Annotated in this window: 19 protein-coding genes; all 19 read right to left on the bottom strand. The window is 37.2% G+C overall.

Annotated elements, in window-relative coordinates:
• Positions 1–11: 11 nt before the first annotated feature.
• The 19 genes from flhB to fliG all read right to left on the bottom strand — a co-directional run bounded on the left by flhB (position 12) and on the right by fliG (position 13,996).
• Complete coding sequence (gene flhB, locus ACFOUV_RS04800) at positions 12–1,091, bottom strand: flagellar biosynthesis protein FlhB (RefSeq protein ID WP_379495613.1); 1,080 nt, start codon at positions 1,089–1,091, stop codon at positions 12–14.
• A 1-nt stretch (position 1,092) separates the two neighbouring features.
• A complete protein-coding gene (gene fliR / locus ACFOUV_RS04805) occupies positions 1,093–1,872 on the bottom strand; it encodes a flagellar biosynthetic protein FliR (RefSeq protein WP_379495614.1) in 780 nt (259 codons plus the stop codon).
• Between the two features lie 3 nt (positions 1,873–1,875).
• Positions 1,876–2,145, bottom strand: a complete 270-nt coding sequence (fliQ, locus tag ACFOUV_RS04810) for a flagellar biosynthesis protein FliQ (RefSeq protein ID WP_379495615.1) — start codon at positions 2,143–2,145, stop codon at positions 1,876–1,878.
• A gap of 40 nt (positions 2,146–2,185) precedes the next feature.
• A complete protein-coding gene (gene fliP, locus ACFOUV_RS04815; protein ID WP_379495616.1) occupies positions 2,186–2,851 on the bottom strand; it encodes a flagellar type III secretion system pore protein FliP in 666 nt (221 codons plus the stop codon).
• Complete coding sequence (locus tag ACFOUV_RS04820) at positions 2,844–3,485, bottom strand: flagellar biosynthetic protein FliO (RefSeq protein WP_379495617.1); 642 nt, start codon at positions 3,483–3,485, stop codon at positions 2,844–2,846. Before ACFOUV_RS04820 ends, fliP begins: the two co-directional genes overlap by 8 nt.
• A gap of 16 nt (positions 3,486–3,501) precedes the next feature.
• Positions 3,502–3,864: a response regulator gene (locus tag ACFOUV_RS04825; protein ID WP_379495618.1), complete on the bottom strand. Its 363-nt coding sequence runs from the start codon at positions 3,862–3,864 to the stop codon at positions 3,502–3,504.
• Between the two features lie 21 nt (positions 3,865–3,885).
• The gene (fliY, locus tag ACFOUV_RS04830; RefSeq protein WP_379495619.1) at positions 3,886–5,040 is read right to left on the bottom strand and encodes a flagellar motor switch phosphatase FliY; all 1,155 of its coding nucleotides are present in this window, start codon (positions 5,038–5,040) and stop codon (positions 3,886–3,888) included.
• Positions 5,030–6,025: a flagellar motor switch protein FliM gene (gene fliM / locus ACFOUV_RS04835; protein ID WP_379495620.1), complete on the bottom strand. Its 996-nt coding sequence runs from the start codon at positions 6,023–6,025 to the stop codon at positions 5,030–5,032. The genes fliY and fliM overlap by 11 nt, the downstream gene beginning before the upstream one ends.
• Positions 6,026–6,059: 34 nt before the next feature.
• Entirely contained in the window at positions 6,060–6,479 is a 420-nt protein-coding gene (gene fliL / locus ACFOUV_RS04840; protein WP_379495621.1) for a flagellar basal body-associated protein FliL, read from the bottom strand.
• Positions 6,472–6,690 (bottom strand): flagellar FlbD family protein, encoded by a 219-nt coding sequence (locus ACFOUV_RS04845; protein ID WP_379495622.1) that lies wholly within the window; start codon positions 6,688–6,690, stop codon positions 6,472–6,474. The genes fliL and ACFOUV_RS04845 overlap by 8 nt, the downstream gene beginning before the upstream one ends.
• A gap of 52 nt (positions 6,691–6,742) precedes the next feature.
• Positions 6,743–7,537: a flagellar basal body rod protein FlgG gene (gene flgG, locus ACFOUV_RS04850; RefSeq protein ID WP_379495623.1), complete on the bottom strand. Its 795-nt coding sequence runs from the start codon at positions 7,535–7,537 to the stop codon at positions 6,743–6,745.
• Between the two features lie 80 nt (positions 7,538–7,617).
• The gene (locus ACFOUV_RS04855; protein WP_379495624.1) at positions 7,618–7,992 is read right to left on the bottom strand and encodes a TIGR02530 family flagellar biosynthesis protein; all 375 of its coding nucleotides are present in this window, start codon (positions 7,990–7,992) and stop codon (positions 7,618–7,620) included.
• 15 nt (positions 7,993–8,007) lie between these two features.
• Positions 8,008–8,478: a flagellar hook assembly protein FlgD gene (flgD, locus tag ACFOUV_RS04860; RefSeq protein WP_379495625.1), complete on the bottom strand. Its 471-nt coding sequence runs from the start codon at positions 8,476–8,478 to the stop codon at positions 8,008–8,010.
• A 9-nt stretch (positions 8,479–8,487) separates the two neighbouring features.
• On the bottom strand, positions 8,488–9,831 hold the full coding sequence (locus ACFOUV_RS04865) for a flagellar hook-length control protein FliK (protein ID WP_379495626.1): 1,344 nt from the start codon (positions 9,829–9,831) through the stop codon (positions 8,488–8,490).
• Between the two features lie 27 nt (positions 9,832–9,858).
• Complete coding sequence (locus ACFOUV_RS04870; protein WP_379495627.1) at positions 9,859–10,461, bottom strand: MotE family protein; 603 nt, start codon at positions 10,459–10,461, stop codon at positions 9,859–9,861.
• A 5-nt stretch (positions 10,462–10,466) separates the two neighbouring features.
• A complete protein-coding gene (gene fliJ, locus ACFOUV_RS04875; RefSeq protein ID WP_379495628.1) occupies positions 10,467–10,913 on the bottom strand; it encodes a flagellar export protein FliJ in 447 nt (148 codons plus the stop codon).
• On the bottom strand, positions 10,913–12,235 hold the full coding sequence (gene fliI, locus ACFOUV_RS04880; RefSeq protein ID WP_379495629.1) for a flagellar protein export ATPase FliI: 1,323 nt from the start codon (positions 12,233–12,235) through the stop codon (positions 10,913–10,915). The genes fliJ and fliI overlap by 1 nt, the downstream gene beginning before the upstream one ends.
• Positions 12,232–12,990, bottom strand: coding sequence for a flagellar assembly protein FliH (gene fliH / locus ACFOUV_RS04885; protein WP_379495630.1), 759 nt, complete (start codon positions 12,988–12,990; stop codon positions 12,232–12,234). The genes fliI and fliH overlap by 4 nt, the downstream gene beginning before the upstream one ends.
• Positions 12,983–13,996 (bottom strand): flagellar motor switch protein FliG, encoded by a 1,014-nt coding sequence (gene fliG, locus ACFOUV_RS04890; RefSeq protein WP_379495631.1) that lies wholly within the window; start codon positions 13,994–13,996, stop codon positions 12,983–12,985. Before fliG ends, fliH begins: the two co-directional genes overlap by 8 nt.
• Positions 13,997–14,002: the final 6 nt, after the last annotated feature.

A 14,002-nucleotide genomic window follows, 5' to 3' on the forward strand; every position in this document is an offset into this window, starting at 1 on the left:
CTCCTTATTGCTCAAACTTTTTTCTCTAAACGGTACACATATGCAAGCACCTCGGCAACAGCTTTAAAGAACTCCTCTGGAATCACATCACCGATCTCGGCGGCACTATGCAACCCTCTAGCCAGTGGTATGTTTTCCACAGTTATAACATGATTTGCTTTTGCTATCTCTTTAATCTTCAATGCCGTCTTATCTGTTCCTTTTGCTAAAATGTATGGTGCGCTTGCTTTTGTTTCATCATATTTTATAGCGACAGCATAATGCGTAGGGTTTGTTATTACAACGTCAGCATTTGGTACTTCACTCATCATTCTTCGCGTTGCCATTTGTCTCTGTTTTTCTTTAATTTTGGATTTTATTAAAGGATCACCTTCAACATTTTTATATTCATCTTTTATATCCTGCTTTGACATTTTCATGTTTTTCTCAAAATCATACCGTTGATAGGAATAATCAAAAACAGAAAGAAACAACAAGGCAATGATTGCTGCGATTCCCATGATACCGGTAACCCTACCGAAAAAACCTAACGCATTTTCTGCATTGGTAAAAGCTGTCATCAACATGTCGTCTTTAAATATCCATATTACTGTAAAAGTAATTGTGCCAATGAACACTATTTTAAACAATGATTTCAAAAGTTCGACAAGTGCACGTATAGAGAATATTCTTTTTGCCCCCTGTATCGGATCAATTTTCTTCAAGTCGAATTTTAAAGGTTCGGCTGTAAATAGAAATCCTATTTGCATTAAATTAGAAGCAACGCCTGCTACGATTGCTATTAACATAATTGGGGCGAGCATTTTTGCTGCTTCTATTGTTGCACTTGTAAAGACCTGTTGAACTGATACTTCAGTGACATTCCAATGAATAAATTCAGTAAAAGACTTTTGGTAGAATCCAGTCATATGTTTCAGAATGTATCCTCCGAAAACAAATAGTCCGATAAAACAAAACAATAATAGAACAGCAGTATTAATATCCTGACTTTTAGCAACTTTCCCTTTTTTACGTTCATCCAATCGCTTTTTCGGAGTGGCTTTTTCCGTTTTCTCGCCTGCAAAGAATTGTAAGTCCAGTTTCAATTGCAAGTTAAGCACCTCCAAACAGCTGCATGAGAGTATGCATAGCTTCAAACATCGAACTGAAAAGGCTTTGCACTAGGGTTATGTATAATGGTAAAAATACCAAAATTGCAACAAAGCTGACTAATATTTTCAAAGGTAAACCCACAACAAAAACATTCATTTGCGGTACAGTTCTAGCAATAATTCCCAACGCTACATCTACGAGAAACAAACAACCAACAATCGGAATAGAAATCTGAAAAGCTATTAAAAACATATTATTAAATGTTGTTATAACAAAATCAGCAATAGAAGTATTCCCAAACGGAATAAAGGTGTCGAGTGGAATAAAATCATAACTATTGAAAATCCCATCGATGATTAAATGGTGCCCATCCACAGCTAACAGAAATAGTAATGCAATAAAATTAAAATATTGGCCAGTTAACGGACTTTGTGCGCCTGTTTGAGGGTCCATTACGTTCGCTATGGCAAAACCCATTTGAAAATCGATAAAACCACCAGCAATCTGAAGTGCTGAAACAATAATAAATGCAATAAGGCCAATCAACACCCCAACGAGAGCTTCTTTTACAATTAAGAATATGAACATCTCATCAATCATGATCCCAGAAGAATCGACTGTATAAAACATAATCATTGCCAAGAAGAAACTGAAACCTATTTTAAACTGAAGTGGAACTGTACGATAAGAAAATAATGGCATAGTAACAAAAAACGCCAATACGCGAACCATAATGAGCAAAAACACTGGAAGACTATTTATATTAACTAATTCAAGCATGTTTTACCCTACAAACTGATTTATATTTTGTAATATATTTTCTGTGAACTCTACCATCGTCGTGAGCATCCACGGTCCAAATAAAATAAGGCCTACCAAGACTGCTACTATTTTCGGTATAAATGCTAAGGTCTGCTCTTGAATTTGAGTCGTTGCCTGAAATATACTCACCAGCAAACCAACTGCAAGCGCAAGTAGCAGCAATGGGCCAGTAACAAGTAAAATAGTATAAATACCCTGCTCAGCCAATGTTAATACGAATTCACTGCTCAATTGAACAAGCCCCTTTCACGACATGATCCGTGTACTTCCACTAAAAACCACTTAGTAATGATTGTGTAATTAAATACCATCCATCTACTAAAACAAATAGTAGTATTTTAAATGGCAATGAAATCATCACAGGCGGCAGCATCATCATACCCATTGACATAAGAACACTTGCAACAGCCATATCTATAATTAAAAACGGAATAAATATCATAAAACCCATTTGAAATGCTGTTTTCAGCTCACTGATAGCAAATGCCGGCACTAATGTTGTAAGTGGGATATCCTGAACCGTTTCCGGTGGTTCGGCCTGCGTATAATTCAAGAACAGTGCCAGATCTTTTTGCCTAGTATGCTGTGCCATAAAATCCTTCATCGGTGCACTGGCGCTTTCATAAGCTTCTTCCAACGTAATTTCTTCATCAAAAAGTGGTTGTAAACCTTGTTCATAAACCTCACTGAATGTAGGAGCCATGATAAAAAAGGTTAAAAACAACGCCAAACCAATTAATACCTGGTTTGGTGGCATTTGCTGGGTAGCCAATGCACTTCTGACAAATGAAAGTACAATAATAATTCGGGCAAAACTTGTCATTAGAATCAATATTCCTGGTGCCAGTGATAAAATGGTCAGCAGTAAAATTAATTTAACAGAGGTTGATACACTCGCTGGATCTGAACCGGAAAATATATCTATAAACTCATTCATGGGTATCTTCCTTATGTTTGTTAATCATTTTATTTCTATTTTGTTTCAGATTCTCCAGCTCTTTTGAAAACAACATTTTAAAATTATTTTCAGATGCATCATTACTAGCATCTTTCTTATTTGGCATCAAGGACGTTAATAATGTTCCACCGGGAAATTCAGCATTTTTACGTTCACTGCTTTGCATGATATCCTTTTTGACATCTTCATCCGTTATCTCTTGCAACAATTCAACATTATCTCCAACACCAACCAGGTAGAGTTGGTTGCCGATTCGTATAATTTGAATCGACTTGTTTTGTCCTACTGAAATACCACCTAGATTATCCAAGGCTTTTACCTGATTAAAAAGTTTATTTCTCTTATTTAAAAACTTGATCAAAATATATATTAGGGCAAGTACCAGCACTAAAGCAAAGAACATTTTAACTAATTCAAAAGCCAATGAACCGGTACTTTCCGTATCCGCAAGTAAATCATTATTATTTTCCTCATTAGAAGTGTCAGCCGGTTCTCCGCAGTCAACTTCTCCATCCAAACAGTCCGTAACATTTGGTGCTGCTTCTGTTTGGACCGTGAAACAAATTACAAGCGAAAAGAGGCTTATACAAAAAATGTAACGTATTTTTCTCAAACTACTCACTCGTTTCTTAACTTAAAGCTTTTTGGATTGCCTCAATTACTCTGTCTCCCTGGAATGGTTTAACGATGAAGTCTTTAGCTCCCGCTTGAATGGCATCAATAACCATTGCTTGTTGTCCCATTGCAGAACACATAATGATTTTAGCTTCTGGATTAATTTTCTTAATTTCTTTCAAAGAAGTAATTCCATCCATTTCAGGCATGGTAATATCCATCGTTACCAAATCGGGTGTCAATTCATTGTATTTTTCAATTGCCTGTGCGCCGTCCTGTGCTTCTCCTACAACCTCAAACCCATTTTTAGTTAGAATATCCTTAATCATCATTCGCATAAATGCTGCATCATCTACAATTAAAATTCTATGTGCCATTGTTAATCCCCCTATAATCTATTATTTTAGTTTCATAATACGGTCTGATAAGCTAATAATATCTGTAACACGCACACCGAAGTTTTCTTCGATTACGACTACTTCACCTTCAGCAACCAACTTTTCGTTTACTAGTATATCAACCGGTTCCCCTGCAAGCTTGTCCAATTCTATAATTGAACCAGATGATAAATCTAATATATCTTTAATCGATTTCTTCGTGCGACCAAGCTCAACGGTTACTTTTAAAGGAATATCAAGAAGCATATCCAGATTTCGATGTTCATTGCTATTCAACTCTACTTTTTCAAAATTGGAGAAATACGCCTGTTGAACCGGTGCCGACTTAGCGATGTTCTCATTCCCTATATGTTGTTGCTTTGGTATTTCCTTGTTTGCTTCTGTGTATAACTGTTCACGATGTGAAGTGGGTTCCTGCATCCTATTGGACTGTTTCTGACTTACAACAGGATCCTCTAATTCTAACGCCGCAGCTGCCTCTTTATCATCAGCATTCAGTAATTGATCTACTAATTGTTTTGCAAATTGCAAAGGAATTAGTTGCATCATATTAGAATCTATTAAATCTCCCACTGTTAATTTAAAGAATACTTTCACATATACATCTTCATCAAAAATAACTGCAGTACCAATACTACCATCACTGTTTAATATAGAAGGCGGGGAAATATCCACGCGCTTATTGAAAACAGTAGACATACTTGTCGCAGCAGCTCCCATCATTTGGTTCATTGATTCCTGTACAGCACTTATATGAATGTCGTTCATTTCAGTGTCTGGGTTTTTTCCGTCACCACCAAGCATGATATCGGCAATAATCGCTGCATCGGTCGCTTTAATTACAAATACATTTTTCCCAATGAATCCTTCTATGTAATTCACCTGGACACTTACCGGTTCAAATGTAAATTCATTATTCAGCTTATCTCTTTCAATTATATTTACTACTGGAGTGGTAATCTCCACTTTCTGATTTAAGAGTGTCGACAAAGTTGTTGCTGAGCTCCCGAAGGAAATATTTCCAATCTCACCTAAAGTGTCTATTTCTATATCGGAGAGATAATTCTGCTCTGTCGGTTTGGACCCTTCATTGTCATCCGATAGATTAAGTAGAGCGTCTATTTCATCCTGTGAAAGCATACCATCATTCATCATCTTCGTTCACCCCATTTATTTCTTCTAAAATTTGTACTGACATTCTTTTTTTGAACTTGCCTGGCTGAACATAAAATTTTGGTTCGTTATTAACTGCCAATTTAAGCGGCGAGTCAATCTTCTGATCCAAAGCTATGATATTATCTTTATCGAATTTCAAAAAATCATTGATTGAAATGGTCGTTTCGCCGAGTATCGTTTTCAATTCAACTTCTGCTTGGATGAGATTTTTTGACATTTTCGTAAATGCTTGATTATCTCTAGTAGTCTTTGTCTTTTGCATCCAATAATGTGCAGAAAGCTTTGGAATAATAGGTTCTAAAATAATATGCGGTATGCAAATATTAATCATGCCTGTTGTCTCACCTATAGCGGTTGTAAGTGATACAACAACAACTGTTTCATTTGGGGCAACCATTCGCAGAAATTGCGGGTTCTCTTCAAATTCTTCCAAAACCGGATCTATCTCGATAACGGAGCTCCATGCTTCCTGTAACGTCCCAACGGCTTTTTCAAAGATCTGACTTAAAAGCAACTTTTCTATTTCCGTTAAACTATCACTCTTGTTTATCGTATTACCCTTACCACCCAAAATTCGATCGAGTAAAGCATATGCAATGTTCGGATTAACCTCCATAATCAGATTTCCATCCAATGGTGCAACACTATAAACATTTAACACCGTCATCTTAGGAATAGAACGAATGAATTCTTCATATGGTACTTGATCAACCGATGTCACTGTAATATTTACATAACTTCTAAGCTGTGATGAGAAAAAGGTTGTCAGCATTCTGGCATAATTCTCATGAATCCGCGAAATACTTCTAATTTGATCTTTGGAAAAACGTAAAGCACGTTTAAAATCGTAGACACGCACTTTTTTCTCCTGCTCTTCTTTCTTTAACTCCTCAGCATTCATTTCTCCTGAAGTAATTGCAGATAACAAAGCATCTATTTCGTTTTGTGAAAGAACTTCATCCATTAACCATACTCACCTCCCGGTAGGAGTCTAAATTCTATTGAAGTATCTTATTTATTGTATATACTTCAGTAATTTGTCCTTCAGTCATTAATTCATTAAGCTTTGTCAAAACTACTTGCTCCAATTCAGCTAGTCCTGATTTGAAGTCTTCTTCTGTTTTTGTCGCCAGTTCTTTAATCAGAATATTTTTCAGTTGAAAATCGCGCTTACTGATTTCCTCTTTCGCTTTTTTTCCGTCTGTCACAATTTGGAATTGAATTCTTACAAAAGTTCCATCTTCAAGGTCTGTCGTAATTTCAGGTGATTCATAGGAATATTCCACAATGTCATCAATTGTTTGTGCTTCACTTTCTTCGCTTTGACCGGTTACGTTCAGAACAACTACCAAAGCTGCAATAGCACCTATTAATAATATTACTAAAGATGTAATCATTGTTTTTACTAACCTACTCATTCTCTTCACCCACCTCTTTTAGTACTCGCTGCAACCCTATTAGCTGATAATATTCCGCTATCATTCCGGTAACCTCGGATGCCTCGTTCTTCACCACTATCTTTTTACCGTTAATTAAGGAAATCGTCGTATCCGGTAAGGACTGCACCTGTTCAATTAAAACTGCATTAAGCATAAAAGAGTCACCATTCAGCCTTTTTAAATTAATCATATTTATATGGCGGGAGTATACGGTTAAAAAAAGTATACTCCCTACCTCCCTACTATCGTTTTAAGTTAACTAGCTCTTGAAGAATCTCATCGGATGTTGTGATGATTCTTGTATTAGCCTGGAATGCACGCTGTGCAGTAATCATCTCCGTAAATTCCTCTGCCAAATCAACATTCGACATTTCCAAAGACCCGCTTACGATTGATGCAGCACCATCTGCTTCAGGGGTGACGAGTCCGGGAACTAATCCAGCATTAGGTGAGTCTAAATATAAATTGCTTCCATCTTTTTGTAAGCCCGCCGGATTTGAAAAACTCGCAAGGCCTATTTGTCCAGCTACTTGTGTAGTACCAGTTCCATCAATATAATTTACAGTTCCATCTGTTTGAATGCTGAAGCTTTGAGCATTTGCAGGAATAGTTATATTCCCTTGTAAACCTTGTAAATATAGTCCATTTGCATTTACAACATCCCCATTATCATCCAGGTAGAAATTTCCCGACCTAGTATAGTAAGTGGCTCCATCCGCTTCCTCTACGACAAACATTCCGTCTCCTTCGATAGCAAGGTCAAGAGGGTTGTTTGTAGTTTGCTGAAACCCTTGTGTATGAATATTGCTGATTGCTCCTAGCTTTGAACCTAAACCAACTTGAGAGGCGTTAATCCCACCACGAGTATCTGTTGCTCCTTGAGCTCCGGTTGTTGTTTGACTCATCAAATCTTGAAAAGATACAGTAGCTTTTTTATAACCTGAAGTATTTACATTTGCAATATTGTTCCCGATAACATCTAATTTTGTTTGAAAGTTCTTCATTCCTGAAATTCCTGCATACATTGAGCGTAACATGTTTGTTATCCCCTTTAATTTTTAGTAACAGCTGTATCTGTCAGTCAACAGCTGATAATGGCTTCCCATAAGGGTCCAGCCTAGTCATTGATTAAAATCGTACCATTAATATTTGTAAAAATTCTACTTGTTGCTTCTTCACGGTCCATTGCAGTTACTACTGTATGATTTTTAGCGTTTACGAGCAATGCTGCTTTGTTCGTCACGATCAGTGAATCGGTAATACCCTTTTGCTTTGCTTCCTGCATTTTTTCTCCTATCATCTGCCACTGGTTATCATCAATATGAATATTTCGTTCTGTTAAACGCTGTGAAGCATGTTTACTGATTTTTAATGGTTGCTGCTGTTGTGCTAAAATTTCATGGAAATTACTTGCTTCAACAGGTTGCTTTGTCTTGGATCCAAGTGGATATTGTAATGCATTTTGTGGGACTTGATGAATCCGATGATCCATTTCCATTCCCTCCCTTTACGCATCTACATCTTGTTCAGTTTTATCATTCAATTCCGGTTCAGTGACCTGCGTAACGGCATCTGCATAAATTTTTTCACCGGTTTGCAGTTCAAGTACAGCCCATCCTTCGTTTTGACTGACAGCTACTACTTTGCTTGAGGTGCTTCCTGATTCTTTTCCTGTATCTGGATCGATTGCCTGGTAGGTTACTTCTTTCCCAATCATATGGCTATATTTAATCACAGGTGAAATGAGCTGACTTTGTACCAATGTATCAATCGATTTCGTCATGTTCATCGTCTGCTCCAGTGAAGAAAATTGGGCCATTTGTGAGATAAACTGTGTGTCATCCATCGGACTCGTAGGATCTTGATTTTGCAATTGCGTCATCAATATTTTTAAAAATTCATCTTTTCCAAGGTCAGCACTGGGTATTCTTGTCTTCGGCTGATTGCTTAGATATAACGAAGTGTCAATTGTTGTCATTACCTCCACCTACACTTTCTCATTCATTAGCAGTTCTTCAAATTGAAGTTCAAAACTTGTATCTCCGCTCTGATTATCCTTTTGATTTGATTGCCCAGACGATTGCTCTCCCTGATCTTTCAACTGCTCACCTTCCTGTTCCTTTTGGGTATTGGCTGATTGAGCGTTTAACTCCTGCTTTTCAACCACTACCTGATGTGGAGAGAACATACTTTTCAGCTGATGAATATTGGATTCGAGCATTTCTTTGGCAGCTGCTGAGATAACAAGTATTTTCACTGTCATTTCTCCGTTAATTTGAGTGAAACGAACCATCATCTCTCCTAAATGATCAGGTCGCAATGTGATCGATAATTGATTCATTCCATTCGGCGCGGAAGACAACTTACTGGAATTCATAATTTTAGTAAACTGTTCCATCAATTGATCATCTGCAGATTTTATGGTTTGCGACTGATTAATATAGATTGCATATTGTTCCAATTTAGAAATCGGCATCGAAACATTTAAAGAAACCTGCTGGGTGTTTATTTTATCGGTTTCCAATGCTTTACTGATCCATTTAGATATATCGGTAGCCGTTACTTTAGAATCTGTATCGTATAGGTGTTTCCCCGCAAAGTGCTCTCTCTTTTGAAAAGTTTCCAGTACATTTTTAAAGACACCAAGATCACCCGATTCATCATTATTGACAAGAATTTGTTGATGAATCATGTCCTTATTACCTGTGCTTTTGCTCAAATTCTTCCATTGTTGCAGCAATTCCAAAATTTTTGGAGATGCTTTTTGGATATCTTCTTGAGTGTTTAGTTTGGAAATCAATTCTAATGCTTGAGAAATTAATGATGCAAATTGCTTTTGCATTGTTGGATTATCTGTTTTGATCCGATTTGAATCTGTTTGAATTGGATTACTATCTATTAAGCGAATAAATTTCGGATTGTCATTAACTGCTATATTATCAACCTTGATATCTCCCATTGCAGCCATGATCTGGTTCTTGTATCCGAGCAATTCTTCAGGAATAGAATCAGAATCGAATGACGGTATTAAAGCTTGATCATCACTGGAATTATCCTGATTGATCAAATTCAGAAACATGCTGCCCGTTAATTCATGATCCATTAGCAAATCCTGCAAGTCTTCAGGTAACTCCTCCAAAACAGATAATGGTACTTCATTATTTTGGTTCACCTTAGAATCTGCATCTTCCCCTTCATATATATAGCTAAGGGAGCTTTGATTGAGTTGCCTTTGAAATTGCTTTGCTTGTTCTCCCATAACGACTTTTGATTTACCGCTTGAACCTTGTCCAGACTGTACTTGCTGAATCATCATTCCGACGCTTTTCAAGTTTTCACCTCCTTTCAAATTATATCTTTAGCTTTCATTTGATATAAGAAGCTGCGTAAATTCAGCAGCAGTTTCTGGGTCCATCGCTTCAAGAATATCGCCACGTGCTTCATCAGAAACTTCCTGTAAAATCAGTAATGCCGGTTCCGTTTCCATATTTTGAAGAATGGATGCTGCTTGTTTGCTTTTCATTTCTTCATAGGAACTTATAACAGCATCAACCCCCTGCTCCCCTGTACCTTCCTCAATTGACTCTTCTTCTTCTTCAACACCCGCTACTGACTGATTATTTTCCAGTTTTAGAATCTCCTGTTCCAGCAAATTGATTGTAGCTTCAAGGTCAGTGATATGCTGATTTAATTCTAGTATTTCATTGTCTTTATCTTCATTGACAGCTTGTGCTTGTTGTTCCTCAAGTTCTATTCCCTTTTCTTCATCTGTCGTGACCACATCTGAAATGATCGGAATAGTATTCCCTTTTTCTTTTGCCCAATCAATGACATTTATACCGGCTACTCCCATCACAACGATTACGAGTGTAATGATAATTATAAGGGGAAACACGATTGCAAATATAAACCATAGAAAGGGATTCATTTTTTTCTTATCATCTGTCGTTTTATCAACCATTTGCTTCACCTATTTTTGTGGCCAAAATATTGTGTAATGGATATTTCATCCATAAAATTACTTTCCACTCGTTTTTTTAATTTCTCATCCGCGTCATTTCGAATCTCAATAATCTTTTCAAATTTTTTTACTTCTACATGTGCATCTGATAGTGATACTTGTTTGGATTCCATATCATTTCTTGCTCTTTGAACAACTTGTTGCAATTCGTTAATCTGTTTGTTCAATTTCTCTATATATAATGCCTGTACTTTTATTTGTTCAATTGGGGTCGGTGATTGAATATAAAAGTCATAAGATTCTTCCGCATTTTCTTTTTTCCTCAATAAGGTATAAAGTTCTGAGGCTGTTTTTTCAAACGAATTCATCGATTGATAGTATGCTTTCTGGGCTATATCTTTTTCATTTTCACATAAATTTAATATCTTAGTAAATGCTAGCGTTTCTGCCATTAACTCATTCCTCCGTTAAGCAGGTTTTTCATCAATTGAACAGTTTCTTGCAAGGAATTTCGATCAAAAACGTCTTGCTTTAAAAAATCTTGTATTTTAGGATAATAAGAAATTGCTCGATCAATTTCCTGATTCGTACCTCGCTTATATGCACCAATGTTAATTAATTCACTATTCTCTTCGTAGATAGCTATCAACCTACGAATCTGTTGAGCTGCCTCCTTATGTTCCTGATCTGCAACCATATTCATCACACGACTAATCGATCGTTGAACATTAATTGCAGGAAACTGCCCTCTTTCCGCCAGCTTCCGATCCATGATAAAATGACCGTCTAAGATTCCACGAACTGCGTCTGCGATAGGTTCATTCATATCGTCGCCATCAACAAGTACTGTATAAAAAGCAGTAATGGTCCCAAACGCATTTGTCCCGGTTCTTTCCAGCAGTTTAGGCAGGATGGAAAAAACGGAGGGTGTATATCCTTTTGTTGTAGGAGGTTCACCAATTGCTAAGCCAATTTCCCTTTGTGCCATTGCTACTCGTGTTACAGAATCCATCATAAGGTTTACCTTATAGCCAAGATCCCGAAAATACTCACTAATCGCTGTTGCTGTATATGCCCCTTTAATACGCATTAAAGCTGGCTGATCTGAGGTTGCTACAACTACAATAGACTTCTTCAATCCATCTTCACCTAGATCGTGTTCGATAAATTCCCTCACTTCACGACCGCGTTCACCTATTAGTGCAATTACATTGATATCAGCACTACTATTTCTCGCAATCATTCCAAGTAAAGTACTTTTCCCTACGCCACTTCCAGCAAATATCCCTACCCTCTGTCCTTCGCCCATTGTCAATAAAGAATCGATTGCTTTGACACCAACTTGGATTGGTTTTCTAATTGGTGGTCGGGTCATCGGATTTGGCGGTGACTGATTTGTTAAATAATTGCTTAGTCCTTTTGGTAAAGATGATTCGTTATCGAGCGGTTTTCCCAATGAGTTTACAACCGTGCCGAGAAGTGACCTTCCTACTTTTACAGATAATGGCTTCCCTGTCGATTCAACCAAGCAACCAGGTCCAATTTCGGTAACTTCTGAGTAAGGCATGAGAATAATTTTCTCATTATTGAAGCCAACTACTTCTGCAACAATGAGAGAACTTTCACTTGAAGATGCATGAATATAACAAACTTCACCTATATTTGCTGCAGGCCCCTCCGATTCAATCATTAGCCCTACAACTCGGAGTACTTTACCATACCGTTTATAGGTATCAACCTTTTCGATTACTGATAAATATTCAGTACGATTCATGATTTTTTCTCCATTAAATAATCCTGCAATGCTTCCTGAATTTTTATTAATTGTGTATCAACACTTGCATCAATTTGTCCAAATGGATGTTCAATTAAACAAGCATTTTCCGCAAGCCTCTCATCGATATATATAGAAAGTTTCGTATCCTTTTCAAGGCTCCGCCGTAGCTCTTCTTTATGCTGCATAACGAAGTCAAAATTTGTTGGATGCAAATTAATGGTTACTACGGATTGATCTTTAATTTCTTTAATTGCTCTTTTAACAATCTCCATAAATGAAGAACTAGTCGCCGAAATTTGATGATTCAAAATTTTAGCAGCTATACTCACTGCAAGTTGTAAGATGGCTTCATCACTTTTTTCAATGGTAGCGTGATAATCATTTGTTGTAGCATCAATAATGAGGTTTGCTTGTTGCAGCTTGTCTCGATATTCTGAATGCCCATCTATTTTACCCTTGTCAAAGCCTGCAGCATAACCTTCCTGCTTTGCATCTCGAATTAATTGTTCTTTCTCTTCCTGCCAATTCTCTTTCTCTTGCAATATCATTTGATTCGTTTGGTCAATTAATTGTTGTTTCTTTTGTGCTAATTCAAGGAGTTCTTGTTTCATCGATTCGATTCTTTGCTGAATAACTTCCCTGTTCTTTTCCAACTCAATTGGTTCATACTCCGGATCTTTTCTTGGCAGTTCTATTGGTTTAATCTTTATTAACTTCTGATTCGGATACTTATTGTTTTCTGATTCAGACAATGATATCGTCTCCCCCGCCTCTGGCGATGACTATTTCCCCGATATCTTCTAACCTGCGAATGGCACCTACGATTCTCGTTTGAGCTTCTTCCACATCTCGTAGTCTTACAGGCCCCATATATTCCATTTCTTCTTTAAATGTTTCAGCCATACGCTGAGACATATTTTGGAATACGACTCCTTTAACCTCATCACTTGCAACCTTAAGTGATAATCTAAGATCCTCATTTTCAACTTCTCGGATAACACGCTGAATTGCACGATTATCAAGAATCACAATATCTTCAAATACAAACATGCGTTTTTTAATTTCATCTGCCAATTCTGGGTCCTGAATTTCTAGCGCATCAAGTATCGTTCGTTCCGTACTTCGATCAACACCATTCAATACCTCAACAACAGCCTGAATTCCACCTGTTTGTGTGTAATCTTCTGTTGCGGATGCAGAAATATTTCTTTCTAAGACCTGTTCCACCTGACTAATAATTTCAGGTGATGTCGAATCCATTGTAGCAATTCTCTTGGCCACATCCGCCTGCATTTCCTGCGGTAAGGAAGACAAGATTTGCCCCCCTTGCTCGGAATCCAAATAGGACAACACCAATGCGATTGTTTGGGGATGCTCACCTTGTATAAAATTTAGAACTTGTTGAGGATCGGCTTTCCTGGCGAAGTCAAACGGCCTAACTTGTAATGAAGAAGTCAGCCTGTTAATAATATTGGATGCTTCCTGTTTTCCGAAAGCTTTTTCCAATACATTCTTCGCATAACCAATCCCGCCCTGTGTTATATAATCCTGTGCTAAAGCAATTTGGTGAAATTGTTCAATTACATCTTCTTTTAATCCGGAATCCACTTTCTTCACAGAAGATATTTCCAAGCTCAACTTTTCAATTTCTTCTTCTGACAAATACTTATAAACTTGTGCTGAAACATCTGGACCTAAGGAGATTAAAAGAATTGCTGCCTTTTGCTTTCCGGTTAATGTAGCTCTTTGTCTTGCCATCAAGTA

The sequence above is a fragment of the Oceanobacillus longus genome (assembly GCF_042650085.1).
Lineage (GTDB): Bacteria > Bacillota > Bacilli > Bacillales > Amphibacillaceae > Oceanobacillus > Oceanobacillus longus.